Origin of the sequence: Rhodococcus sp. KBW08 (assembly GCF_003852455.1) — a bacterium.
Classification (GTDB): domain Bacteria; phylum Actinomycetota; class Actinomycetes; order Mycobacteriales; family Mycobacteriaceae; genus Rhodococcus_F; species Rhodococcus_F baikonurensis.
Genome location: NZ_QAJJ01000018.1, coordinates 327231 through 351740, shown reverse-complemented (window position 1 = coordinate 351740; position 24510 = coordinate 327231). Strand labels below are relative to the sequence as shown.

At 63.5% G+C, this 24510-nt stretch carries 23 protein-coding genes; 6 read left to right on the top strand and 17 right to left on the bottom strand.

What is annotated here, in order from left to right:
• Positions 1 to 90: 90 nt before the first annotated feature.
• Positions 91 to 552, top strand: a complete 462-nt coding sequence (locus DBV08_RS25410) for a MarR family winged helix-turn-helix transcriptional regulator (protein WP_124569267.1) — start codon at positions 91 to 93, stop codon at positions 550 to 552.
• Positions 549 to 1529 carry a zinc-binding alcohol dehydrogenase family protein gene (locus DBV08_RS25405; protein WP_124569266.1) on the top strand — a complete coding sequence of 327 codons (981 nt, stop codon included), beginning with the start codon at positions 549 to 551 and terminating at the stop codon, positions 1527 to 1529. Before DBV08_RS25410 ends, DBV08_RS25405 begins: the two co-directional genes overlap by 4 nt.
• A 21-nt stretch (positions 1530 to 1550) precedes the next feature.
• Here the strand turns inward: DBV08_RS25405 and DBV08_RS25400 are convergent, their stop codons facing one another.
• Genes DBV08_RS25400 through kdpF form a run of 6 tightly spaced genes read right to left on the bottom strand, consistent with a single transcriptional unit; the run spans position 1551 to position 9318 of the window.
• Positions 1551 to 2231 (bottom strand): response regulator, encoded by a 681-nt coding sequence (locus DBV08_RS25400; RefSeq protein WP_003944545.1) that lies wholly within the window; start codon positions 2229 to 2231, stop codon positions 1551 to 1553.
• A complete protein-coding gene (locus DBV08_RS25395; protein WP_124569265.1) occupies positions 2228 to 4768 on the bottom strand; it encodes a sensor histidine kinase KdpD in 2541 nt (846 codons plus the stop codon). Before DBV08_RS25395 ends, DBV08_RS25400 begins: the two co-directional genes overlap by 4 nt.
• A 7-nt stretch (positions 4769 to 4775) precedes the next feature.
• On the bottom strand, positions 4776 to 5426 hold the full coding sequence (locus DBV08_RS25390; RefSeq protein ID WP_124569264.1) for a potassium-transporting ATPase subunit C: 651 nt from the start codon (positions 5424 to 5426) through the stop codon (positions 4776 to 4778).
• Positions 5427 to 5432: 6 nt separating this feature from the next.
• A complete protein-coding gene (gene kdpB, locus DBV08_RS25385) occupies positions 5433 to 7538 on the bottom strand; it encodes a potassium-transporting ATPase subunit KdpB (protein WP_124569263.1) in 2106 nt (701 codons plus the stop codon).
• A complete protein-coding gene (gene kdpA / locus DBV08_RS25380) occupies positions 7535 to 9220 on the bottom strand; it encodes a potassium-transporting ATPase subunit KdpA (RefSeq protein ID WP_124569262.1) in 1686 nt (561 codons plus the stop codon). Before kdpA ends, kdpB begins: the two co-directional genes overlap by 4 nt.
• Positions 9220 to 9318, bottom strand: coding sequence for a K(+)-transporting ATPase subunit F (kdpF, locus tag DBV08_RS25375; protein ID WP_007731078.1), 99 nt, complete (start codon positions 9316 to 9318; stop codon positions 9220 to 9222). The genes kdpA and kdpF overlap by 1 nt, the downstream gene beginning before the upstream one ends.
• Positions 9319 to 9647: 329 nt before the next feature.
• On the opposite strand from kdpF, the gene DBV08_RS25370 reads away from it, so the two are divergent.
• Positions 9648 to 11066, top strand: a complete 1419-nt coding sequence (locus DBV08_RS25370) for an amidase (protein WP_124569261.1) — start codon at positions 9648 to 9650, stop codon at positions 11064 to 11066.
• A 4-nt stretch (positions 11067 to 11070) separates the two neighbouring features.
• On the top strand, positions 11071 to 11625 hold the full coding sequence (locus tag DBV08_RS25365) for a TetR/AcrR family transcriptional regulator (RefSeq protein WP_019749017.1): 555 nt from the start codon (positions 11071 to 11073) through the stop codon (positions 11623 to 11625).
• A gap of 49 nt (positions 11626 to 11674) precedes the next feature.
• Here the strand turns inward: DBV08_RS25365 and era are convergent, their stop codons facing one another.
• The 5 genes from era to DBV08_RS25340 all read right to left on the bottom strand — a co-directional run bounded on the left by era (position 11675) and on the right by DBV08_RS25340 (position 16430).
• A complete protein-coding gene (era, locus tag DBV08_RS25360; protein ID WP_003944451.1) occupies positions 11675 to 12592 on the bottom strand; it encodes a GTPase Era in 918 nt (305 codons plus the stop codon).
• 24 nt (positions 12593 to 12616) lie between these two features.
• Positions 12617 to 13921 (bottom strand): hemolysin family protein, encoded by a 1305-nt coding sequence (locus tag DBV08_RS25355; protein ID WP_124569260.1) that lies wholly within the window; start codon positions 13919 to 13921, stop codon positions 12617 to 12619.
• 21 nt (positions 13922 to 13942) lie between these two features.
• On the bottom strand, positions 13943 to 14485 hold the full coding sequence (ybeY, locus tag DBV08_RS25350) for an rRNA maturation RNase YbeY (RefSeq protein WP_003944525.1): 543 nt from the start codon (positions 14483 to 14485) through the stop codon (positions 13943 to 13945).
• Between the two features lie 48 nt (positions 14486 to 14533).
• Complete coding sequence (locus tag DBV08_RS25345) at positions 14534 to 15622, bottom strand: PhoH family protein (protein WP_003944580.1); 1089 nt, start codon at positions 15620 to 15622, stop codon at positions 14534 to 14536.
• 112 nt (positions 15623 to 15734) lie between these two features.
• Positions 15735 to 16430, bottom strand: coding sequence for a TetR/AcrR family transcriptional regulator (locus tag DBV08_RS25340; protein ID WP_124569259.1), 696 nt, complete (start codon positions 16428 to 16430; stop codon positions 15735 to 15737).
• Between the two features lie 128 nt (positions 16431 to 16558).
• On the opposite strand from DBV08_RS25340, the gene DBV08_RS25335 reads away from it, so the two are divergent.
• On the top strand, positions 16559 to 18163 hold the full coding sequence (locus DBV08_RS25335; RefSeq protein WP_124569258.1) for an MFS transporter: 1605 nt from the start codon (positions 16559 to 16561) through the stop codon (positions 18161 to 18163).
• Here the strand turns inward: DBV08_RS25335 and DBV08_RS25330 are convergent.
• From DBV08_RS25330 to hrcA, 5 genes are all read right to left on the bottom strand, one after another.
• A complete protein-coding gene (locus DBV08_RS25330) occupies positions 18155 to 18931 on the bottom strand; it encodes a S9 family peptidase (RefSeq protein ID WP_124569257.1) in 777 nt (258 codons plus the stop codon). The two genes, DBV08_RS25335 and DBV08_RS25330, sit on opposite strands and share 9 nt — an antisense overlap.
• A gap of 14 nt (positions 18932 to 18945) precedes the next feature.
• Positions 18946 to 20184, bottom strand: a complete 1239-nt coding sequence (locus DBV08_RS25325) for an Ig-like domain-containing protein (RefSeq protein WP_124569256.1) — start codon at positions 20182 to 20184, stop codon at positions 18946 to 18948.
• A 123-nt stretch (positions 20185 to 20307) separates the two neighbouring features.
• Complete coding sequence (locus DBV08_RS25320; protein WP_124569255.1) at positions 20308 to 21069, bottom strand: 16S rRNA (uracil(1498)-N(3))-methyltransferase; 762 nt, start codon at positions 21067 to 21069, stop codon at positions 20308 to 20310.
• Between the two features lie 2 nt (positions 21070 to 21071).
• Positions 21072 to 22223 carry a molecular chaperone DnaJ gene (gene dnaJ, locus DBV08_RS25315; protein ID WP_003944460.1) on the bottom strand — a complete coding sequence of 384 codons (1152 nt, stop codon included), beginning with the start codon at positions 22221 to 22223 and terminating at the stop codon, positions 21072 to 21074.
• Positions 22224 to 22303: 80 nt separating this feature from the next.
• Complete coding sequence (gene hrcA, locus DBV08_RS25310; protein WP_003944583.1) at positions 22304 to 23347, bottom strand: heat-inducible transcriptional repressor HrcA; 1044 nt, start codon at positions 23345 to 23347, stop codon at positions 22304 to 22306.
• A 157-nt stretch (positions 23348 to 23504) separates the two neighbouring features.
• Between hrcA and DBV08_RS25305 the strand changes: the two genes are divergently transcribed.
• Positions 23505 to 23828: a type II toxin-antitoxin system VapB family antitoxin gene (locus DBV08_RS25305; RefSeq protein WP_003944521.1), complete on the top strand. Its 324-nt coding sequence runs from the start codon at positions 23505 to 23507 to the stop codon at positions 23826 to 23828.
• A 26-nt stretch (positions 23829 to 23854) separates the two neighbouring features.
• On the opposite strand, the gene DBV08_RS25300 is transcribed toward DBV08_RS25305, so the two are convergent.
• Positions 23855 to 24475, bottom strand: a complete 621-nt coding sequence (locus tag DBV08_RS25300; protein ID WP_124569254.1) for a CG0192-related protein — start codon at positions 24473 to 24475, stop codon at positions 23855 to 23857.
• Positions 24476 to 24510 lie beyond the last annotated feature (35 nt).

The window sequence follows — 24510 nt, the reverse complement described above, 5'->3', positions numbered from 1 at the left end:
CCTGCGAATAGATTCCGTGGAATTGATCACGGATCGTGCGTACGCTGAAAGAATGATTCCACGGAATGCATATCAGCTCGGTGTCTGCTCGTGACCAGATCAGCCCTGAGCCGTCACTTCGACAACCTTGTCCGCTTCGAAACCGAATTGTGGACGGCCGTCGACCAGAGACTCCGAATCGAGCACGACCTGCCGCTGAGTCGATTCGAGCCGATGCAGATCATCGACAGACTCGGATGTTGTCGGGTCTTCGACATTGCCGAGGCCCTCGCGATCACCGTCGGCGGCACGAGCAAATTGGTGGATCGGATCGAGTCCTCGGGGCACTGCCGTCGACAATCCAATCCGGCAGACAAACGATCCTCACTCATCGAGTTGACCCCCCATGGCAATGAGCTGTTGCGGCGGGCGAAGGCCACGTTCGACGACGAACTGGAACGCCGTCTCGGTTCCGTGCTGACGCCCGACGCTCTCGATCGGTTCGGCGCCACACTGGCCACGCTGCGTGAAGCCAACCGAAGCCTGACACCGACTACGAAGGAAAAAGCATGACCGACACAATGCGCGCAATCGTGCTCGACGCCCCCGGCCCGCCAGAAGCATTGACCATCAGGGAGATTCCGATACCTGTGCCGATTGCGGGCTGGGTACTGGTCCGGGTGAAGGCCTTCGGTCTCAATCGATCCGAACTTCACACCCGCCTCGGCCTCGCCGAAGGCGTCACTTTTCCGCGGGTGCTGGGCATCGAAGCCATCGGCGAAGTGGTGAACTGCCCCGGTGGGGAGCTGACCGAAGGCCAGCAGGTCGCTGCCATGATGGGCGGGATGGGTCGAGTCTTCGACGGCGGATATGCCGAGTACACGTGCGTTCCCGTCAGCCAGGTCGTTCCCTTCACCAGCGACCTGGACTGGTCGACATTGGGAGCTGTTCCCGAGATGCTGCAGACGTCGTACGGCTCGCTGACGGTGGGACTGGATGCGAAATCCGGTCAATCCCTACTGATTCGAGGCGGAACCTCCTCGGTCGGCATGGCAACGGCAGTCCTGGCGAAGCGGTGGGGACTCACAGTTCTCGCAACCACCCGAGACGAGCGCAAGGCGGCGTCACTGACCGCGATCGGAGTTGACCACGTTGTTGTCGACGACGGTGCTGTGGCCGGACAGGTGCGAGACATTCTCCCGGGCGGTGTTGATCTGGCCCTCGAATTGGTCGGAACACCAACACTTCCCGACACGTTGCGCGCCACTCGCGTTCACGGCACCGTGTGTTTCACGGGCATGCTGTCCAACGAGTGGACAGTCAAGGACTTCTATCCGATCGACTACATTCCACGCGGAGTGCGATTGACCTCGTACGGCGGGGATGCGTCCGACCTGCCTGCCGACGTCCTGCAAGATTTCCTCTCCGCTGTGGCGTCCGGCGAGGCGGTGGTACCGATCGACGAGGTGTTCGCGTTCGAGGACATCGCGCGAGCACATGCCAAGATGGAGGCCGGTACGGCTCGTGGCAAATTGGTAGTGATGCTCTGACCTGGCTCCTCACACCTGGTTTCACACCACGAATCGATAGCCCATTCCCGCCTCGGTGATCAGATGCTTGGGGTTGGCCGGGTCGTCCTCGAGTTTGCGACGAAGCTGAGCAAGGTAGACACGCAGATAGTGGGTCTCGGTGTCATACGCCGGCCCCCACACCTCCCGAAGCAATTCCTTCTGCCCGACCAGCTTTCCGCGGTTGCGCACAAGCATTTCGAGCATGCCCCACTCGGTCGGCGTCAAGTGCACCTGTTCACCGCGCCGACTCACCGTTTTGGCAGCCAAGTCGACCGTGAACGACGCGGTCTCGACCGACGGTTCCGAGGTATCGGCCGCGGAGGTTCCCCGCCTCGCCGCAGCTCGCACGCGGGCCAGAAACTCGTCCATCCCGAAAGGCTTGGTGACGTAATCGTCGGCGCCCGCATCGAGCGCCTCGACCTTGTCCGCGGAGTCCGTGCGCGCCGACAGAACGATGACCGGCGCCGTGCACCAGCCACGCAGGCCCGCAAGTACTTCGGTGCCATCCATGTCCGGCAGTCCCAGATCGAGCACCACGACGTCCGGTGGACGCTCGGCAGCAGCCCGCAACGCGCCGGCACCCGTCGACGCCGTCACCACCTCGTACCCGCGCACCGAAAGATTGATACGCAGAGCCCGCAGAATCTGCGGTTCGTCGTCCACTACCAGGATTCGACTCATGATCCATTCCCATTCGTACCGGCCGCAGCCAATTCCACGATCATCGTCAATCCCCCACCGGGTGTGTCTGTGGCGCTGACCGTTCCGCCCATGGCGTCGACAAACCCGCGCACCACGGAAAGCCCGAGGCCCACTCCACCGGTGTTGTCACGATCGCCCATCCGTTGGAACGGTTGGAACATCGTTTCGGCCTCACCTCTCGGAACACCCGGGCCGGTGTCGGCGACACTGATCACCACACGATCACCGAGTTGCGCCGCCCCGACTCGCACCGGGGTTTCTCCCCCGTAGCGCAGAGCGTTGTCGACGATGTTCGCGATCACCCGCTCGAGCAGTCCTTGATCTGCTTGTACTGCAACGGTACCCACGTCGACGACTACGCTGCGAGCTCGCGAATCCGAGCGTCCGCCGATGCCGAGGCCCAGCAACGCGCGGTGAACCACCTCGTCCAGATACACCGGCCGCAGCGCGGGTTTCACCACGCCGGCGGCAAGGCGGGACGAGTCGAGCAAGTTCCCGACCAGTGCCGTCAACTGATCCGCCGACTCCTCGATGGTTGCCAACAATTCAGCGGTGTCTTCGGGCGAGAACTCGATGTCGTCGCTGCGCAGACTCGACACCGCAGCCTTCACTCCGGCGAGAGGCGTTCGCAGGTCATGACTTACCGCTGACAGCAGGGCTCGACGCAGTTGATCAGCCTCGGTGAGCGCAGCAGCCTTGCTCGCCTCGACGGTCAGTTTCTCCTGGCGGATCATTCCGACGGCTTGGTGAGCCACCACCGTCAGCACTCGTCGATCCCGCGCACTCAGGTCGGGTCCAGCCAACAACAGCGCGTATTCCCCGTCGTTGACCTCACAGACCGTATCCGCTTCGTCGTCCGTGGTCGGAGGCTGCGTTCCCACGGCGGCAATGACGCCGTCGTCGTGATGGATGACGGAAACCCCTCGCTGGCGATAGATTTCGAGTGCCTTCGCCAGAAGTGTCGACAGGTCTGCTCCGCGGAGAACTGATCCGGCGAACAAGGTGAGCAGTTCGGCTTCCTCGGAGGCGCGCTTCGCCTCTCGGGCGCGCTTTGCTGCGGCATCGACCAGAACGGCAACTGCCACAGCCACGATCAACAGCACGACAGTGGTGATGAAGTTGTCAGGTTCGGCGATGGTGAAGCTGTACCGCGGATCGGTGAAGAAGTAGTTGAGCAGCAGTCCCGAAATCAGTGCCGACAGTATCGCCGGGCCGACGCCGCCGAGGAGGGCAACCAGAACGACCACGACGAAGAACAATGCGTTCTCCCCGTTGACCCCGGAAATTCGGTCGACCAGACCCATGATCGCCGCCGCGAGCGAAGGTACGACGATCGCCGCAATCCACGACAGGACTCGGCGCTCCGAGCGCCCCAGCACCGAAATGCGTCGCCGCGTAGTTGCTTCCTCATGCGTGACCATGTGAACGTCGATACCACCGGACTGCTGAACCACCGCGGCGCCGATCCCCTCGTCGAGGATTCGGGCCAGGCGAGAACGCCGCGACGTTCCCAACACCAACTGTGTGGCGTTCTCCTCCCGGGCGAACTCGAGAAGCGTCGACGGTACGTCGTCACCGACAACGGTGTGCAGCGTCGCGCCGACCCCGACGGCCAACGCACGCACCTTGCCCATCTCCGGGGCCGAGACCCCGGTGAGTCCGTCACCGCGCACGACGTGGACCACCATCAGCTCGGCGCTCGACTTCGACGCGATTCGAGATGCGCGTCGTACCAGGGTTTCCGACTCCGGTCCCCCGGTCACGGCAACGACGACGCGCTCGCGCGCCTCCCAGGTGTCGGTGATCTTGTTCTCGGCGCGGTATTTCGCCAGTGCGGCGTCCACCTGATCGGCCACCCACAGCAGAGCCAGTTCGCGTAGCGCCGTGAGGTTTCCGCGCCTGAAGTAGTTACCCAATGCCGCATCGACGCGTTCCGGTGAATACACGTTGCCGTGAGAAAGTCTGCGGCGCAGCGCTTCCGGGGTGATGTCGACCAGCTCGACCTGCGCCGCACTACGCACTATCGCGTCCGGAACCGTCTCCTGCTGAACCACGCCGGTGATGTGCGCGACAACGTCGTTGAGGCTTTCGAGGTGTTGCACGTTGACCGTGGACAGGACGTCGATTCCGGCGTCGAGCAGTTCCTGTACGTCCTGCCAGCGCTTGTGATTCTTGCTCCCCGGCGTGTTGGTGTGTGCCAACTCGTCCACCAGGACAAGGGCCGGCCGCCGAGCCAACACGGCCTCGACGTCCAGTTCCGGCATCCGTGTTCCGCGATAGTCCACCAGCTTCGGCGCAATGATCTCGAGGTCACCGATCTGCGCCGCGGTGCGGGCGCGGCCGTGTGTCTCCACGACGGCCGCGACCACGTCACAGCCACGATCTCGACGCCGATGAGCCTCACCGAGCATCGCGAAGGTCTTTCCGACGCCAGGGGCAGCGCCGAGGTAGATACGCAATTCACCGCGTTTGCGTGCCCTACCGAAAGATTGACCGACCTTCTCCGAAGAACTCACGTGACAATCATCCACCAGTCGTCGGCGCAGCACACGTAGGTGCCGTCAATCCGAGTGCCAGGTTCAACTCCAGGACGTTGACTCGCTCGGCTCCGAGAAATCCGAGTTGCCTACCGTCGGTGTGCTCGGCCACCAACTCTCGCACCTGATCTTCCGAGATGCCGTTGTTCGCCGCCACCCTCGCGACCTGCAGTTCGGCGTACGCCGGACTGATGTGGGGATCGATACCTGAGCCCGAGCCGGTGACTGCGTCGACGGGAACCGATGCCGGGTCGACGCCCTCACGTGCCGCGATGGCCGCCCGACGCTCGATGATGAATCCGGCCAGAACTTCGCTGCTCGGCCCCTGGTTGGACGGCAGTGCCGCGGCGGGATCACCGGTGGCGAACGGATCCTCGTCCGAAACCGATCCGACGACACGATTGTGGAAGAACGGGTCCTGCAGCCCTTCGGCAACCTGCGGATCGACACCCACCCAGGCACTGCCGACCACACAACCGGAGGCGTCGGTGACCGGTGAGCCTTCGGCCGATCCCGAACTGATTCGGCTGACACCCCACACGGCGGCAGGATAGATCACACCGAGAACGACGGTGAGCGCGAGCAATACGAGCAGACCCGCCCACACCTGTTTGGCAAAACCGATAGTGAAACGCATGTCAGGTCACCCAATTCCAGGAATCAAACGTACGACGAGATCGATCAACCAGATACCGACGAACGGCGTGATCACACCGCCGAGACCGTAGACGAGCAGGTTACGTCCGAGCAACTGCGATGCCGTCGACGGTCGGTATCGAACACCTTTGAGTGCCAACGGAATCAACCCGATGATCACCAAGGCGTTGAAGATCACGGCCGAGACGATCGCCGATTCGGGGGTGGCGAGACGCATGATGTTCAACGCGTCCAGCTGCGGGTAGATGCCGCTGAACAAGGCCGGCAGGATTGCGAAATACTTCGCCAGGTCGTTCGCCAACGAGAATGTGGTCAACGCGCCGCGGGTGATCAGCAATTGCTTGCCGATTTCCACCACCTCGATCAGCTTGGTGGGATCGGAATCGAGATCGACCATGTTCCCGGCCTCTTTGGCTGCCGAGGTTCCCGTGTTCATCGCGACACCGACATCCGCCTGGGCAAGGGCGGGAGCATCATTGGTCCCGTCACCGGTCATCGCGACGAGACGTCCGCCTTCCTGCTCCTTCCGGATCAGGGCCAGTTTGTCTTCCGGGGTGGCTTCCGCCATGAAGTCGTCGACGCCCGCCTTGTCGGCAATCGCCTTCGCAGTCAACGGATTGTCGCCGGTGATCATGATCGTGCGAATACCCATCGCCCGGAGTTCGGCGAATCTGTCAGCCATTCCCGGCTTGACGACGTCGGACAACGCGATCACGCCGAGTATCGAAGTGCTCTCACCGTTCTTGACGGCAACTACCAGTGGTGTTCCGCCGGCTTGCGCGATGTCGTTCACGGTGTCGGTCACCGCGGTCTCTGCGTGTCCACCGCCACTGACGACCCAGTTCATCACCGCATCTGCTGCACCCTTTCGGATGTGGCGTCCCGAGTGGTCGAGTCCGCTCATCCGCGTTTGTGCCGTGAAGGGAACGAACTCGGCGCGTTCCTCGTCCAGCGTCGGCTCGGCAGCGAGACCGAACTCCGCTGCGCACAACTCGACGATGCTCCGTCCCTCGGGAGTTCCGTCGGCCAGGCTCGACAAGCGTGCTGCCGCAGCGAGGTCGTCGGCGGTTACACCTGGCGCCGGATGGAGCGCGGTCGCCCGACGGTTACCGAAGGTGATGGTTCCGGTCTTGTCCATCAGCAGGGTGTCGATGTCGCCCGCAGCTTCCACGGCACGCCCCGACATCGCGAGAACGTTGCGCTGGACGAGCCGGTCCATCCCCGCGATACCGATCGCCGAGAGCAGCGCTCCGATGGTCGTCGGGATCAGGCAGACGAGAAGTGCGATCAGCTTGATCGGATCCTGTTCGTGCCCTGCGTACAAGCCCATCGGGCCGATGGCAACGACGGCGAGGAGGAAGATGACGGTCAACGACGCGAGCAGGATGTTGAGCGCAATCTCGTTGGGTGTCTTCTGACGCGAAGCACCCTCGACGAGCGCGATCATCCGGTCCACGAACGAACTGCCCGGTGCCGCGGTGATCTCCACGACGATGCGGTCGGAGAGAACCGTCGTACCACCGGTGACGGCGCAGCGGTCGCCACCGGATTCACGGACCACCGGTGCCGATTCACCGGTGATCGCCGATTCGTCCACGGAGGCAATACCTTCGACCACGTCGCCGTCGCCGGGGATGACCTCACCCGCAACCACGATCACCCGGTCCCCGACCACCAGTTCGGTGCCGGACACCGATTCGATCGCACCGCTCATGGTGATCCGATGTGCGGTGGTGTCCTGCTTGACCTTTCGCAGGCTTGCCGCCTGGGCCTTGCCTCGCCCTTCGGCCACGGATTCGGCGAGGTTCGCGAAGATCACCGTGAACCAGAGCCACAGGGTGATCACCCAGGAGAACACCGAGGGATCGGCGATCGCCATGACGGTGGTGATGACGGAACCGACGAACACCACGAACATGACCGGGTTACGCGCCAAGTGGCGTGGGTCGAGTTTGCGTACGGCCCCCGGCAACGCGGTGATCATCTGCCGCGGGTTGAATACGCCTGCGTGTACTTGACGGGACTGCCCTGGATCAACCTTGTCGGCAGCGTCTTGCGCTACCACGGGTTTCTCACTGATACGCACGGTCATTGAAGAGCCTCCGCTAGCGGGCCCAGCGCGAGGGCCGGGAAGAATGTAAGTGCAGCAACAAGAACGACGGTGCCGGTCAACAAGCCGGTGAACATCGGACCGGATGTGGGGAGGGTGCCCGCCGTCGGCGCCACCTTCTTCTGCGAGGCCAGGGCGCCGGCCAGAGCGAGAACGAAGATGATGGGCAGGAATCGGCCCAGAAGCATGCAGATTCCGAGGGACGACTGGAACCAGTCGCTGGTGACAGTCAGACCGCCGAACGCGCTGCCGTTGTTGTTCGAGGCGGAAGCGAAGGCGTAGAGCACCTCACTGAACCCGTGGATCGATCCCGGCGTGCCCGGATCTCCCCCGTTGCCTTGATAACCGGTGGTCGATCCGAGGATCACGGTGATGGCGGTACCGATCAGGACAAGTGCGGGCATGACCAGAATCGACAGTGCTGCAAGGGTGATCTCGCGTCGACCCAACTTCTTGCCGAGGTATTCGGGGGTGCGACCGACCAACAGTCCGCCGACGAACACCGCGATCAGTGCGAGCACAAGAATCCCGTAGAGGCCGGTTCCGACTCCACCCGGCGCGATTTCGCCGAGCAACATGTTGAGCAGGACCGCGCCGCCGCCGAGGGGCGACATGCTGTCGTGGGCAGAGTTCACCGCACCCGTCGACGTTCCCGTGGTCGCCACCGCGAACAATGCCGACCCGGGGATTCCGAAGCGAACTTCCTTGCCTTCCATCATCGAACCAGCTGCTGTGGCGGCAACACCGCGTGCGCCGGATTCGGCAGCGAGCGTCACCGCGAGCAGTCCGCTCCACAGGATTCCCATCACTGCCAGCAGGGTGAGGCCTTGCCTACGATCCCCGACGAGAGTTCCGAATGTCCGAGTGAGGCAGACCGGAATCAACAGGATCGCCAGGATCTCGACGATATTGCTCAGCGGGGTGGGGTTCTCGAACGGGTGCGCCGAGTTGGCAGCCAAGATCCCGCCACCGTTGGTGCCGAGTTCCTTGATCGCTTCCTGGGACGCGACGGGAGCTAGTGCATTGGTCACCGCATTGCCGTCGAGGCCGGTGGAGGCGAAACCGCTGTGGAACGACTGGATCACTCCCTGGCTCAACAGGATCAGGGCGATCACGACGGAGAACGGGAGAAGGATGCGCAGGGAGCCACGCGTGAGATCGACCCAGAAGTTGCCGATCTCACCGCCCCTGGCCACTCGAATGAAACCACGTACCAAGGCGATGGCCACTGCCATGCCGACTGCGGCCGAGACGAAGTTCTGCACCGCCAGACCGACGGGCTGAACGAAGTTGCTCATCGTCGTTTCCGGCGTGTACGACTGCCAGTTGGTGTTCGCCACAAAGGAAATCGCGGTGTTGAAGGCAACGGCGGGGCTGACGCCGGACAGTCCGTCATTCAGCGGCAGTACTCCCTGAATCCGTTGCAGGAAGTACAGGAACAATGCGCTCGCCAACGAGAATCCGAGAACGCTCGCGGCGTAGCCGTACCACGTCTGCTCGGCCCGCGAGTCGATCCGACCGACGCGGTAGATCACACTCTCGACCCGCAGATCTCGCGTCGACGAGTAAACACGTGCCATGTAGTCGCCCACCGGAACGTAGGCGATTGCCAGAACGACGAGGACAAAGGCGATCTGCAGGCCGGCTGCAAGAGCGGGCGACATCAGAACCTCTCAGGATCTACGAGTGCAACGAGCAGATAAATGACCAATGCCGCGGCGACGGCGATCAGAACCACGCTGACCACACCGGCAACCGTCATTTGGGAGCGCTCGCCTGTAGGGCGCGCAGTACCAGCGCGCACACGAGAAAACCGCCGAGAATCAGAGCAACGTAGGCCAGATCGGCCATGAGCTTCCCTCTTCGAAATCTTTTGCCGTGCTGCTGTGCATCGCAGCCATGACGCTCGGTCGCCCTCGACCGGATGCGCTCTCTCAGCTTCGACCTCCAGAGAGGCTGATTCCGCGTCTCTGACGATCCACTTACGCACTGACCTGGCGTCTTGACGCGATCTTGACGCGAAACCGAAGTTCGCTAATACTGAAACAAGTTACTGTTCGTTCGAACGAACAGTTTTGCGAAGGGAACCTGATGACTTCTCGAACCGACCACGATCTCGCCCCCGGTCTCGTCGACCAGGTTGCGAGTCTGGCCTCGGGTGCTACCTCGTCCGTCGCGGCCACCGAGGCAACGCTGAGCCGCATCGAGGCCACCCAGCCTCACCTCAACGCGTTCAAGATCGTGCGGCGCGAGAAGGCGCTGGAGGAAGCTGCCGAGGCCGACAGACGTCTCGCACTCGGCGAGCGCCTACCGCTTCTCGGCGTGCCGATCGCAGTGAAGGACGACGTCGACATCACCGGCGAACCCACCGCCTTCGGTTGCCCGGGCGATTTCCCGGCCAAGACCGAGGACTCGGAGATGATTCGACGCCTCCGCGACGCCGGCGCAGTGATCGTGGGTAAGACCAACAGCCCGGAACTGGGCCAGTGGCCGCTCACGAGCGGTTCGGCCTTCGGCTACACGCGCAATCCGTGGTCGCGTCACCACACTCCCGGCGGATCGTCGGGCGGCACCGCCGCGGCCGTCGCTGCCGGATTGGTCAGCGCCGGAATCGGTTCCGACGGAGCCGGTTCCATCCGGATTCCCGCGGCCTGGACCAACCTCGTCGGAATCAAACCGCAGCGCGGGCGCATCTCCACCTGGCCCGACGCCGAAGCGTTCTACGGCCTGACGGTCAACGGCCCGCTCGCTCGCACCATCGCCGATGCGGCACTGCTGCTCGACGTCGCTGCCGGCAACCACGACGGCGATCTCCACAAACCGGCACCGGTCACCGTCAGCGACGCAGTGGGACGCGACCCCGGAAAGCTGAAAATCGCTCTTTCCCTTCGTAATCCGTTCACCGCCACTCCCGTGAAGCTGGACCCGGAAGTGCGCCTGGCTGTTCATTCGATCGCCGACACGCTGCGCGGACTCGGACACCATGTCGTCGTCGACGATCCCGCCTACGGCCTGATCTTCGGCCTGAACTTTCTGCCCCGCTCACTCGTCGGGGTCCACGACTGGCTCGGACGCGTTCCCGATCCGACACTGGTCGACGCCCGAACGCGCGGAAATGCACACAGCGGCAAGCTACTTCGCGGCGCACCTCTGCGCGCGGCCCGTGCCGCCGAACCGCGGATGCGAAAGCGGATCGGAGCGATCTTCGACACCTACGACGTCGTCCTGGCACCCACGACGGCAACTCCACCGATCATGGCGACCGCGATCGACGGCATCGGTGGTTGGGACACCGACAAGGTCATGACCGGAGCCTGCCCGTACGCGTGGCCGTGGAACGTCCTCGGCTGGCCCTCGGTCAACGTACCCGCCGGATTCAGCAAGGCCGGCCTGCCCATCGGTGCGCAGTTGATGGGCAACGAAAACACCGAACCGCTGTTGGTCTCGCTCGCGTCACAATTGGAATCGGTCCTGCGTTGGGATCAGGTCCGCCCCGAGCCGTGGTGGTGATTCGATGAGTAACCGGGACGTTCGCGAGCGAATACTCGACGCCGTTCTGCACGTCGTCGGTACCGACGGCATCCCTGGTGTGAGCAACCGGCGCATCGCCGCGCAGGCCGGCGTCTCACTCGGATCGATCACGTATCACTTCGCCAGCCAGTCGGACATGCTTCGGGCTGCGCTGTCTCGTTTCGTGACCGACGAGACGACGCGCCTGCGCGCCTTGGCCGAGGAGTACCGCGACAAAGGTCTGAGCGTCGAGGACGCTGCGGCGATCGCCGAGAAGGTGACGCGAGACCTGTCGTTCTCCGCCGAGCGGATCGCACCGTTCGAGATGTACATCGCAGCCGGCCGGGACCACGAACTTCATGAGGTGGCGGTGGAATGCTTTGCCGCCTACGACGATCTGACCGTCACGATCCTGACGGCACTCGGCGTACCGGATCCGGAGTCGATTGCATCGACGCTTGTCGCCGTCATCACCGGACTCCAACTCCGACGCCTCGCTACGGGCGTCGACGAGCAGGACATCGGCGCGGCGATTCTCAGGGTCCTCCGGCCCCTGTGAGTGGTTAGGCAGTCCCTGGACTCCTTAACCGCTCACGGGGCCGGAGGCCCTAGAATCCCAGGCGTCCGAGCTGCTTCGGGTCCCGCTGCCAGTCCTTGGCGACCTTGACGTGCAACTCCAGGAAGATCCGCACCCCGAGCAGCTTCTCGATCTGCAGCCGAGCGCTGGTGCCGACTTCCCGCAGACGCGCTCCGCCCTTACCGATGACGATGCCCTTCTGACTGGGCCGCTCGACGTAGAGCAACGCATGGACGTCGAGCATCTCGCCCTGCTTCTCAGTGCGTCCTTCGCGCGGGATGACCTCCTCGATCACCACGGCCAAGGAGTGCGGCAATTCCTCACCGAGACCCTCGAGCGCAGCCTCACGGATGAGTTCGGCCATGAGCACCTCTTCGGGCTCGTCCGTCAGTTCGCCGTCCGGGTAGAAGGCGGGGCCCTCGTCCATCAGGCCGGCGAGGACGTCGACCAGGATCTCCACCTGTTCACCCGACTTCGCGGAGACCGGGACGACCTCGGATTCGGGGCCGAGCAGGGTGGACAGCGCGAGCAACTGCTTTCCGACGGCGTCGCGGCTGACCTTGTCGATCTTGGTGACGATGCCGACCAGCTTGGTCTTGGGCGCCATCTGACGGACCTGCTGCACGATCCAGCGGTCGCCGGGCCCGATGGCCTCGTCGGCGGGGATGCACAGGCAGATGACGTCGACCTCGGAGTAGGTGTCACGCACCAGGTCGTTGAGGCGCTGCCCGAGCAGCGTGCGCGGCTTGTGCAGTCCGGGGGTGTCCACCAGGATCAGCTGCGCATGCTCGCGATGAACGATGCCGCGAATCGTATGGCGCGTCGTCTGCGGGCGCGAGGACGTGATCGCGATCTTGCTGCCGACCAACGCGTTGGTCAGCGTGGACTTACCCGTGTTGGGTCGACCCACGAAACACACGAAGCCTGACCGGAATTCGTTCTTGCTCATAACTGCTCCTCGCTGAACACTCGCTCAGTCATCGGTGTCTTCTGTCTCTTCGTCTTCGGACCGCGGGATGCGCTGCACGAACACCGTGCTGATGCGTACTCGTCCTCGGCCCGTATTGGTTCCCTCGCCGCGCAGGATCAAACCGTCGTACTCCACTTCGGAACCGGGAAGTGGAACTCGGCCGAGTACGTATCCGATCAGCCCGCCGACGGTTTCGACCTCGTCGAGTTCGAGTTCGATATCGAACAATTCACCGAGGTCTTCGATGGGAAGCCGAGCGGATACGCGGAACATTCCGTCCCCGAGGTCCTCGATGGGCGGAGTCTCGTCCTCGTCGTACTCGTCGGCGATCTCACCGACGATCTCCTCGATGACGTCCTCGATCGTGACCAGCCCGGCGATTCCGCCGTACTCGTCGACGAGGATCGCCATGTGGTTGCGGTCGCGCTGCATCTCGGCCAGCAAGCTGTCGAGCGGCTTCGAGTCGGGAACGAACACCGCGGGCCGCATGACGTCGCAGACGTTGACGTTCCGGCCGCCGTCGGGCAGGTGGTAGGTCTGCTTGACCAGATCCTTGAGGTAGACGACTCCGAGCACGTCGTCGACGTTCTCCCCGATGACCGGCAAGCGAGAGTGACCACTGCGCACTGCCAACGACGTTGCCTGCCCGGCATTCTTGTCGTTCTCGATCCACACCATGTCGGTGCGGGGCACCATCACCTCGCGTGCCGACGTGTCTCCGAGTTCGAAGACCGACTGGATCATTCGGCGTTCTTCGTCGGCGACGACGCCGCGTTCCTGCGCCATGTCCACGAGTTCACGCAACTCGATTTCCGAAGCGAACGGACCGTTACGGAAGCCCTTACCCGGGGTCAATGCGTTACCCACGAGGATCAGGACGCGACTGATCGGCCCGAGCAGAACACCGATCCACAGCAGAGGCAACGACGCGGCCATCGCGATGGAGTACGCATGTTGGCGCCCAAGTGTTCTCGGTCCGACACCGATGACCACGTACGAGACGAGAACCATGATCACCGCGGTGACGGTCAGCGCCCAGCCCAGCGAGAGGATGTCGATCAGGCCGCCCACGAGTACGACGGTGGCCGTGATTTCGCACAGAATGCGAAGCAGGACCATCAGATTCACGTATCGCGGACGATCGGTCAGGATGCGTTGCACTCGCGCGGCACCGGCTCGCTCTTCCTTTGCCATCTCGTCGATGCGCGCCGACGAGATGGTGTTGAGCGCCGAGTCGACGGCCGCGAAGACACCACCGACCGGGACAAGAGCAATCGCCAGAACAAAGAGCGCTATGGCGCTACTCACTACAGAACCCCCGGATGACTGTTATCGGTCCACTCCGTCGACGAAACCGGTTTTGCCGAGCAGCTTCTGATCGCGTTCGGCCAGTGCTGCTTCGCGGTCGATACGGCGAAGGTCTTCGTACCACTCTTCGAGGAGGCTGTTCTGCAAGCCGAACATCTCCTTCTCCTCTTCCGGCTCCGCGTGGTCGTAGCCGAGGAGGTGCAACACACCGTGAACGGTCAGCAGTGCCAGTTCGTGAGCCAGTGAATGCCCGGCCTTGTCGGCCTGATCGGCAGCAAAAGACGGACACAACACGATGTCGCCGAGCATCGACGGTCCAGGCTCGGGGGAATCAGGACGTCCACCAGGCTCGAGTTCGTCCATCGGGAACGACATCACGTCGGTCGGGCCCGGCAGGTCCATCCAGCGAACATGCAGATCCGCCATCGTCGCGGAGTCGACGAGAACCATCGACAGCTCGGCCGCCGGATGGACATCCATCCGAGCGATCACGAAACGGGCAACGCTGATCAACTCCGGTTCGGAGATGTCCATGCCCGATTCGTTCGAGACCTCGATGCTCATGTGCGACGCTCTTTCCTGGGAAAAGTAGGGGTTGATGCGTCGATCAGCCTACCGTCGCGGTGAATGAGCATGTGCAGCGCGGCGCTGCGCCCGGTTTCCGACCGCCAACTCGCCGGACCGATCCGATTCGTGACGCTCGTAAGCGTCGACGATGTGGGAGACCAGCCGATGACGTACGACGTCGCTGCTGTCGAGAGTGGCGAAATGAATATCGTCGATCCCGGTGAGGATTTCGGACGCCGCACGCAGACCCGAACGGGCCCCGCCCGGCAGATCGACCTGGGTCACGTCCCCGGTGACCACGATCTTGGAACCGAACCCGAGGCGGGTCAGGAACATCTTCATCTGCTCGGCCGTGGTGTTCTGCGCTTCGTCCAAGATGATGAAGGCGTCGTTGAGCGTCCGTCCACGCATGTAGGCGAGCGGAGCGACCTCGATGACTCCGGCCTGCATCAACTTCGGGATCGCTTCGGGATCCATCATGTCGTGCAATGCGTCGTGCAGCGGGCGCAGGTACGGATCGATCTTCTCGTGCAGCGTGCCGGGCAGAAAGCCCAGTCGCTCGCCGGCCTCGACGGCCGGTCTGGTCAGGATGATCCGAGAGACCTGCTTGGCCTGCAACGCCTGAACGGCCTTGGCCATGGCGAGGTAGGTCTTGCCGGTACCGGCCGGGCCGACTCCGAACACGATGGTGTTCTCGTCGATGGCGTCGACATAGCGTTTCTGGTTGAGGGTCTTGGGCCGAATCGTCTTGCCCCGACGCGAAAGAATGTCAAGGGAGAGCACCTCGGCCGGAGACTCGCCGACCTCGTTGGTGAGCATGCCGATCGTTCGTCGAACAGCGTCCGGTGCGATGGGCTGCCCCCGACCGGCCAGCGACGCCAATTCACTGAACACACGTTCTGCCAGCGCAACGTCTGCAGCCGTCCCCGACAAGGAGATGGTTCCGCCACGTACATGAATGTCGGCACGAAGCTCACGTTCGATCGCGGTGAGATTCTCGTCCGTCGCCCCCAGGATTTGACGCACGGTCTCCGGCGCCAGATCCATACTCGAACGGACGGTGCGCTCTGCGGGCAGAGCGCGCTCGGTGATGGTGGTTACACGGTTCCCGTCGAGTTCACTGTGTTCACTCACGTGGTGAATATGGCCTGCTTTCTGGTCCGATCAGCCCACTCGACTCGTGAGCCTCGATACTTCGAAGTCTAGCGCCAGAGTCGGACACGGCCCACTTGTTAATCGTCGCGGCTCAATCCTCGCGGCGACCGGACGGCAGCGATTCTCGGATCCATTCCGACGCCTCGGTGACGATCTCGGCACTTCTGTCCGGACTGATACCCGCGATGACCAGGCACACGGCGGCAAAGGATTCGCCGGAGTCCGTGATGAGCCCACTGTTGGCCTGATCGAACAAAGTGATCGTGATCGCCTCGGTCATCGCTACCAGAGTCTCGGCCGGCAGGTATGTCGAGAAGGTTCCGTCACGCTGACCGCGCTCGACGACGCTGATACTCACGGCGCGCGCGGGCTCCATCAAATCGAGAATCCGCTGCTCCCCCAACTCTTTGCGAGCAAAGCTGAGCAGCATCCGGAATCGATCGCCGACCGGCCATGACAGCAATGCCAGTACGGCGGTCGCCAGATCCGGGCGCTCGGGCGGCTCACCGGCTTGGCTCAGCGCAGCAACGAGATCGGTCGACGCCTCGTCCACGATGCCGTTGATCAGCGCCTCACGGCTGTCGAAATGCGCGTACACGGTTCGCCTGACCACACCAGCGGCCTTCGCGACGTCGTCCATGCTCGCATCCGGGTCAGCAGCGAACGCCGTGATCGCCGCCTCGATGATGCGAGTGCGATTCGCCGCGGCCTGACTACGACGCTGCCGTCCGCCCGATTCGGCAGTTCCCGAAACGACTGTGCCCGAGTGCGTCAACGCGCGTTCCACCTCTTTCGACTGCCCAACTGTGATCTAGGTCAATCATACTTGCACATCGGTGTGCAAGTTATTAACTTACACATCAGTGTGCAAATAGATCGAGGAGTCTCTTCGATCATCAGGAACGGAGTCGCGTCATGACGACACTCATCAGCAAACCTGTCTCGGAGATGGACCAGCCGTACTCACGGCGATGGGCCGCGCTCGGGGTGTTGTGCCTGAGTCTGCTGATCGTCGTGATGGCGAATACCGCGCTGATCGTCGCGGCACCGGACATGACCAGAGACCTCGGCCTCACCAGCACACAACTTCAATGGGTCATCGACGGTTACACCGTTCCCTACGCCGCACTGATGCTGCTGTTCGGCGTGATCGGTGACAAGCACAGCCGCCGCGGAGCACTTCTCGCCGGACTCGCAGTGTTCGCCGGCGGCGCCGTCTTCGGCAGTATCGCGGACACCACCAACGCCGTCATCGCGGCACGAATGATCATGGGCGTCGGCGCCGCGATCATCATGCCCGCGACACTTTCGCTTCTGGTCGCCACCTTTCCCAAAGCGGAGCGATCCCGCGCCATCGCGGCGTGGGCGGCGACGTCGGGCTTGGCGATCGCACTCGGCCCGCTGTTGGCCGGATGGATTCTCGACAGCCATTCCTGGAGCATCACTTTCCTGATCAACGTCCCGATCGCCGCAGTCGCTGCCGTCGCCGCCGTAATCCTGGTACCGCCGAGCAAGGCGGAGCACCTGGGCCGGATCGACTGGATCGGCGGCGCACTCTCGGTGGTCACCATCGGCTCGCTCGTGTACTCGATCATCAACGGATTCCACTTCGGGTGGACCGGCGGACCCGTCGGCGGCGCCGCACTCGCTGCGATCGGCCTCGTCTCGTTCGTCGTCTGGGAACTGCGTCACCCGCAACCACTGCTCGACGTCCGTAAGCTCGGCCAGCGCATGGTCGGCGGCGCGACGCTCGCCGTACTTCTGCTGTTCCTGGCCGCGTTCGGTGCCATCTACTTCATCTCACAGCAGTTCCAGTTCATCCTCGGCTACGGCGCACTCGAAACCGGTGTTCGTCTGCTGCCCTTGGCAATTGCCGTTTCGATCGGCGCCGTGGTCAGTGGCCGGATCACTCCGCTGATCGGCGTCCGGGCATCCATCGTCGGCGGCATGGTCGTCGCCGCGGTCGGTGTTCTGATTCTCACGCAGGTAGACGGCGATTCGGGCTACTGGATGTTCGCCGTCCCACTGATCCTGCTCGGCCTGGGCATCGGCTTGAGTGAACCGCCGGCCACCGACGCCATCATGGACAACTTCTCCGAGGACGATCTCGGCGCCGCCGGTGGCCTCAACGACACCGCCATCGAACTGGGCGGCTCGCTGGGAATCGCGATCCTGGGCTCCATCCTCGCTGCGAGCTACAAGGATTCGATCGCAGGCTTCATAGGCGGCATGCAGGTTCCGCAGTTGACGGGTGAGCTGGCGCAACAGGCCGCGTACGCGATGGAGGTGTCGGGAGAATCCGTCGGCGGCGCTTCGTTGGTCGCCGAAGAGATGGCAGCCAATCCCTTGGCGGCAGCTCAGGCAGGGCCGTTGCTCGATGCGGCCGGCAGTGCGTACGCCGACGCGATTTCGGCGGCCAGTTGGGCGGGCGGTCTTGCACTGTTCGTGGGGGCAGTTGTCGTGGCGTTCATCCTGCCGGGCAAGAAGGCCCCGGTGCAGCAAGGCCCTGTGTCAGTCTGACGTGCCCGGCGCGAGCGGGTCTTCGGCGAGAACCAACTCGCGGGAGACCCGCCATGACTCGGTCGAGGGTGAGAGAAATGCGTCGTGTCCTTCGCCCTCGATCACACGCAGTGCCACGGGATCACCAGCCGCTTCCGCGGCTTTCGCGTATCGGGAGCTCACCTTGGCCGGCACCTGCAGATCCAACGCACCCGTGACGCAGACAACGGGGACGCCGATCGGCAGTCGATGCTGTGGCGAAGCACCGCGATACAGATCCGGGTCCGCGTCGAACGGAACGCCGAACAGATCCTCGATGAAACTGATCCGTCGTCCACGCTCGCCTGCCGACGCCAGATCGAGTGCGGCAGCCTGGGCGATGACCCGTTCAGGTCTGGTGAACGTGTCCTTCTCCCCCGCCAGCCACACTGCAAGATGTCCGCCGGCCGAATGCCCGAGCAGGCGAGTCTGATTCAGATCCAATTCGGCCGAGGACTTCGCGGCCACCAGTCCGGGGATCTCGTCGTACGCCGTTTTCACGTCGGCGGACATCTCCGGCCAACCACCGCCCGCTCCGAGGCGGCGGTATTCGATGTTCCACACCGCGACACCGTGCCGCGCGAGTTCGACGGCAAATGCGGTGCCCAGAGTCAATCCGTACTGCCCGCTCCAGAAACCGCCGTGGATCTGCATGACGATCGGGATCGGGCCGTCAGCGACTCCGTCGGGAACGTAGAGATGCCCGAACTGCTGCTCGTGTCGGCCGTACGGAATCTTGAATCGAGGCACCGAGGAAATCTATCTCAGGCGAGGGCGCTGCCTGCGGCCCAGTCTGCCCACGAGAGGGTCCAGTCGCCGTTCTGCCACACCTCCAGCGGAGCGCCGCCGGTGTTCTTGATCTCGACGACATCTCCCGGCTGCGAGAAATCGAAGAACCATTTGGCGTTGGCCGCACTCAGATTGAGGCAACCGTGCGAGGTGTCGGTGTTTCCCTGCGCCCAGACGGTGCTCTCCAACTCGTGAAGATAGATACCGTCCGTGCTGATGCGGGTGGCCCAGTTGATGGATTCCTTGTAGCCCAGGCGCGAATTGATCGGCAGACCGTAGGTCGACGAATCCATGATGACGGGATTGGCCTTGTCCATCACGGTGTACGTCCCGGGCTGGGTCCAGAAGGAGAGCGTCGTGCCGCCGATCGTTTCGGTGCCGCCCATTCCCATCGAGGTCGGCATTTCCTTGATCACCTGACCGTTTTCGTACACGGTCACCATCTTGGTGTTGTCGTCGGCGACAGAGACGTGGGAATCGCCGATCTTGAACGACACAGTGTCGTCCTGCTGGCCGTACAGTCCGTTGCCGAGCTGCTTGCCGTAGATGTTCGCGTTCACCGAGACCGTCGTGCCTGGTGCGTAGTAGTTCTGCGGTCGCCAGTGAACATTCTGACCGTCGACCCAGTACCACGATCCCTGTACGGGCGGATTGGTGGTGACCAGCAGAGACTTCTCGGCCGCGGCCTTGTCACCGATCAACTCGTCGAAATGTACGGCGACGACGGCGCCGACACCGTACGTGCCACCGTCCGAAATCGAGGCGCCACCGGTGGTGTTGATGTACGCGCGGGTCTGATTACTCGGCGCGACGGTGGTCAGCGTCGTGTTCTTGGTCGTGGCAACACCATTCGCGTCGACGGCGTCGACGACCAACTTGTAGGTCTTGCCGTACCCGAGTGGCTCGCTCGGCTTCCAGGACGTCTTGTCCGGCGTCGTGATACCGGCGACTTCCTTACCTTCGGGATTGGTCAGCGCGACGGTCGTCAGTGTTCCTTTCGCGACCTGGACCTCGATGGGGTCGAGTGGACTCACCGGGGTTCCGCCGTCCGCCGGCGTGACGGTGACGAGAGCCTCGCTGGTCGGTGTAGTGGTGACGGCACCGCTGGAGGAACCCGGGTTGTCTCCCGTGGAGACTGTGCACCCCGCGACGAGCATCATCGCCGCCACGGCACACACCGCTCCAACGATTCGCATATGCGCACGTGACAACATCTGGCCTCCTGAAATCCCCGAACCAACTCACGCCGAAGGCGACCCCCGACGTCCTTACGATAGTGCGCAAATCTGACACTTCGCTGAGCGCCGGATCCGATTCAGCCCGGGATCACAGCAAGATCAGTGCAGTGGCCGTGGTCCCCAGCGATCGGTCAGCACTCCGATCGCGCCCAGAGCAACAGCCCCCGCGGTCGACGTGCGCAGGACCGTCGGGCCGAGAAGCACCGGAGTGGCCCCGGCCTCCGACAACGCACTGATCTCCGAATCGTCCAGCCCACCTTCGGGACCGACAACCAGAAATACCTCGTCCGCGCTCGCCAGCGGCAAATCGGCCAACGGCGTCGTCGCCGATTCGTGAAGCACCGCAACCACAGCGCCGCGGGTAACGGCGTCGCGAACCAACGCGATCACCGCCGGCGTCTTGTGCAGTTCCGCAATCTCCGGAACGAACGCGCGTCTGGACTGCTTTGCCGCAGACACCGCCGCACTTCGCCAGCGAGCGACGCCCTTGGCGAGCTTCGGGCCCTCCCATTTGGCGACACAACGCAGGGACTGCCACGGAATCACGGCGTCGATCCCCGCCTCGGTAGCAAGTTCGACAGCCAACTCGGAGCGCTCGGCCTTGGGAAGTGCCTGAACCAGGGTCACCAACGGCTTGGGCTGCTCGAGAACCTGAACGTCACTGACCAACAGCTCCAGGCGATCCTTGCCGACACTCGTCACCTCGGCGTCGGCTACCCGGCCACGACCGTCGGCCAACACCAATCGCTCGCCGACGCCGATCCGGCGGACAGTGGCCGCGTGGCGACCCTCCTGCCCGTCCAGAACTGCGATTTCACCGACGCCGGGAACCGGGTCGAGAAAGAAGACCGTTGCGGCCACCGTCAGCGGCCGCTGAATGCTTCGCGAAGACGCGAGAACAGTCCACCGCTGTTCTGCGAGGCCGTCGAGACAACCTCGGCCTCGTCACGATCGCGGAGCAGCTTGAATTCCTTGAGCAGCTTGGACTGCTTGTGATCGAGACGGCTCGGGATGACCACCTCGAGGTGAGCGTGCACGTCGCCGCGCACTCCCGACCGCAGTTTCGGCATGCCATGACCGCGAAGAACAGCAACGTGTCCGGGCTGGGTGCCTGGCTCGATGGTGATTTCCTTGGGGCCGTCGATGATGGTGTCGACGGTGACAGTGGTACCGAGTGCAGCGTCGACCATGGGAACGCGGATGGTGCAGTGCAGGTCTTCACCGTCTCGAACGAAGACGTCGTGCTGCTGCTCGACGATCTCGACGTAGAGGTCGCCGGGGTGTCCGCCGCCGGGGCCGACTTCACCCTGCGCGGTCAAACGGATGCGCATGCCACCGGCGACGCCCGCCGGGACCTTCACCGTGATGTCGCGCTTGGCCCGAACTCGGCCGTCGCCGCCACACTTGTGGCAGGGATCCGGGATGGTCTCACCGGCACCGCGGCACGTCGGGCAGGGACGCGAAGTCATGACCTGGCCGAGGAACGAGCGCTGGATGGACTGAACTTCGCCGGCACCGTTGCAGGTCTCACAGCGGACAGGCTTGGAGTCGCCGTTGGTTCCCGCGCCGGTGCAGCTGTCGCACAGAATGGCCGTCTCGACGGTCACGTGCTTGCTGACTCCCGTCGCACATTCTGCGAGGGTCAGCTTGGTGCGAAGCAACGAGTCGGCTCCGGGCTGAACACGACCGCGCGGGCCACGACCTGCACCGCCACCGCCGCCGAAGAATGCTTCGAAGACGTCGCCGAGGCCACCGCCACCGAATCCGCCGCCGAAGCCACCACCGCCGCCGCCACCGGACTCGAGTGGGTCTCCGCCGAGATCGACGATGCGACGCTTCTCCGGGTCGGTCAGGACCTCGTAGGCCGTCGAGATCTCCTTGAACTTGGCCTGCGCCGCCTCGTCGGGGTTGACGTCCGGGTGCAGTTCGCGTGCCAGCTTGCGGTAAGCGCGCTTGAGCTCCTGGTCTGTCGCGTTCTTGTCGACGCCGAGCAATCCGTAGTAATCCCGTGCCACGTTGAGTCTCTCGTCCTTCTCTTACTTCTAGGTTTTCCTCAGTCCTCGCGAGGAGGCGTGCCGACGAATGTCGACGTCCGTCATCGCTCGGAGAGAACTTCGCCGATGTATCTGGCAACGGCGGCAACCGATGCAATTGTTCCCGGATAGTCCATCCGAGTGGGTCCGAGCACACCGACACCACCGAAAACGGTACCGGCCGCGCCGTAGCCAGTCGAAATCACGGAGGTTCCGCGCATCTGTTCGACCTGCGTCTCTTCACCGATCTGAACGGTGACCGTGCCGGAATTCTGCGTCGCAGCGAGCAGTTTGAGGACCACTACCTGCTCTTCCAGTGCTTCGAGCACTGCGCGCAGTGAACCGGGGAAGCCGGCCAGACCGGAGAAATCGGCGGCGTTGCGCGTGAGGTTGGAGGTCCCGCCCAGGACGAGGCGATCTTCCGGATGTTCGACCAGGGTCTCGACGAGAACCGTTGCCGACCGGATCACGGCGTCGCGTAGGTCGGCCGGTGACTCGTCGGCCAGTTCCGCGACGGCAATCGACGCGGCGGCCAGGCGCTTGCCTTCCAGGGCACCGCCGAGAAGCGTGCGCAACCGGGAAAGGTCTTCGTCTTCGAGGACGTCACCGAGCTCGACGATTCGCTGATCGACGCGGCCGGAATCGGTGATGAGAACGAGGAGCAGACGCGCGGGCGTCAGCGCGACCACCTCGAGGTGCCGAACCGACGACGCGGACAACGACGGGTACTGGACGACGGCGACCTGACGGGTCAGTTGCGCCAGCAGTCTCACACCGCGACGCAGAACGTCGTCGAGGTCGACCCCCGACTCCAAGAACTCCAGGATCGCTCGACGCTCCGGCCCGGACATGGGCTTGACGTCGGCGATGCGATCGACGAATTCGCGGTATCCCTTGTCGGTGGGGACGCGCCCGGAACTGGTGTGAGGTTGGGCGATGTAGCCCTCGGCCTCGAGGAATGCCATGTCGTTGCGCACCGTGGCGCTCGACACTCCGAGGTTGTGACGCTCGACCAGGGCCTTGGATCCCACCGGGTCCTGGGTGGAGACGTAATCGGCCACGATTGCACGTAAGACCTCGAAACGCCTGTCGTCGGTACTCGACATCGTTGCCACCTCCGTTTCCTGAACAGAACGAACACCGACATTTACACATCGGTTCCCACTGGCAGTCTAATCGCCCGAGCGCCAGAGACGGCTGTTGCCCTTACTGTGGAGTGAGATCGGCGAAAGGTCGATCGCACAACCATGGACAAGGCGGCACATGATCTTCAAAGGCGTGATGGACGGCAAACCGTATCCCGATCACGGACTGTCTCTACGCGACTGGTCGAAGTTCCCTCCACGTCAGGTTCGACTCGACGAGATCGTGACCACCACGAAGGTCCTCGAACTCGATCGCCTGCTGTCGGAGGACTCGACCTTCTACGGCGATCTGTTCCCTCACGCAGTGCAGTGGCGCGGCACTCTCTACCTCGAAGACGGCCTGCACCGAGCGGTTCGTTCGGCCCTGCGAAACCGCGTCGTGCTGCACGCGCGTGTCTTCGACTTCGACGCGATGCCCGGTGTCATCGAGGGCGTCCGCTGACGCTCACGCGGCTCAGGCGCCGAGACTCAACCGACGAACGCGAGCAATGCGGGATTCGTCTGCCCCGGCCAGGTTCCGGTGAGCGTCGCCGAGCCTGACACTCGGTCTGCGTCGATCACTCTCACCACGGTCAATTCCAGATCTCCCGCGCTGACGATCGTGTCGGTGCCGACTGTCGAGCAGGTCACGGATTCGACTGTCGGTACCGATGCGCCGGCCGTACCGCTGCCTACTACGTGAGCCGTCACCGGGATGTGATCGGCGGTGTCCGCGAAAACCAGATCGACTCCGGCCCCACCGGTCAGAATCGCGGTTGCCACCGCGCTCACGTAGACCGGATCGCAGCACGCGTCGTACACCCACCGCTCGCCGAGTACCGAATGATCCATGGTCGCGATCAGCGCATTCTCCGCCCCGTCCAGCGGAGCGCCACGATACGTGAGCGGGACCTGAAGAAATCGTCCGTCGGCCGAGCGCATCAGGTGCGTCTCGATTCCGACCTCACCGTCCGGGTCGTCGAAACGATAGGCGTCGACGCGTTCGAGCGACGAACAGTCGACCGACCCGATCCATGGCTGCTTGGGCACCCACGCTCGGAGCAGGTCGTTCTTGGACGGATTCAACTGCGCACGATGAATGATGGCCACCGCGGTAACGCTACGCGGCGAAGGATGGAGGCGCG